Genomic DNA, 1,023 nt, shown 5'->3' with positions numbered 1-1,023 from the left:
GAGGACCCCACGTCCACTTCCACCACTGTCCGGTCTGAACGCCTTCATCCGTGTCGCACCAATCAACACATTCGCGTTGCTGAGATCAGCTCAGTGAAATGGAGGACTCCAGTGTCCCTACCACTGATCATGATCGCCACCGCCTCGGTGGCGTTCACCCTCGGCGGCCTCACCATGTGGCCATTCATCCGCCGACTCCGCAACCACCTCACCGACGCCACCTGGCAGCTGGAACACGACCCGGTCACCGGAATGCTCAACCGCGCCGGCCTGATCGCCGCGCACGCCACCCTCGCCGAAGCCGACAACGCTGGGCCCATCATCGTCGTCCTGATCGACCTCGACGACTTTAAACCGGTCAACGACACCCACGGCCACGACAGGGGAGACGACCTCCTCGTCGCCGTCGGCGACCGTATCGCCGACATCGCCGCCCTCCACGGCGGCACCGCCGGGCGGCTCGCCGGCGACGAGTACGTGGCACTGCTGCCCGTCCGCACCGACGACCTGGCCCGCATCGCCGACACCTTCGTCGCTCTGATCTCCCAGCCCATCGAACTCGCCGCGGACGGCGAGCCCGTCACGGTCACGGTCACCGCCAGCGTCGGCCTGGCGCTCGCCGAAGCCACTGACCCGTTCGAAGAGGTGGCGCTACGCCGTGCCGACATCGCGATGTATCACGCCAAACATAACGGCCGGAACCGGCACGCCGTCTACGGGCCGGGCATGGCGATGCCGGCCGCCGACAGCCGTCGAGGGCCACGCCTTCGCGACAACCGGGAGCTGAACCACGAGGCGATGGCATGACGGCCACACGGCAGGAGATGGCCTGCCAGATCTGCCTGGCCCCACTGAACACCCTCGGTACACCGCCCACCTACGTGCACCCGATTCAACTCGCCACCGACGGACACGAACCGGTACCCGTCCAACGCCGTTCAGTTAGGGCGGTGGCTGGTTCGTCAAGGGTCGTCGGTGATGACGTCGATTCTGGTGGTGGCCTTGTAGGTGCGGCGGTCGATG

At 66.7% G+C, this 1,023-nt stretch carries 2 protein-coding genes; both read left to right on the top strand.

The features are described 5' to 3' along the window. Nucleotides 1-111 precede the first annotated feature (111 nt). Complete coding sequence (locus ACFYM6_RS36180) at nt 112-807, top strand: GGDEF domain-containing protein (protein ID WP_387282049.1); 696 nt, start codon at nt 112-114, stop codon at nt 805-807. Beyond that, a partial coding sequence (locus ACFYM6_RS36175) for a hypothetical protein (protein ID WP_387282048.1) occupies nt 804-1,023 on the top strand: 220 nt, incomplete at its 3' end. The genes ACFYM6_RS36180 and ACFYM6_RS36175, both read left to right, overlap by 4 nt.

Source organism: Micromonospora sp. NPDC006431 (assembly GCF_042870725.1).
In the GTDB taxonomy this organism is placed as follows: Bacteria; Actinomycetota; Actinomycetes; order Mycobacteriales; family Micromonosporaceae; genus Micromonospora.
This window is presented reverse-complemented; position numbering and strand designations above follow the sequence as displayed.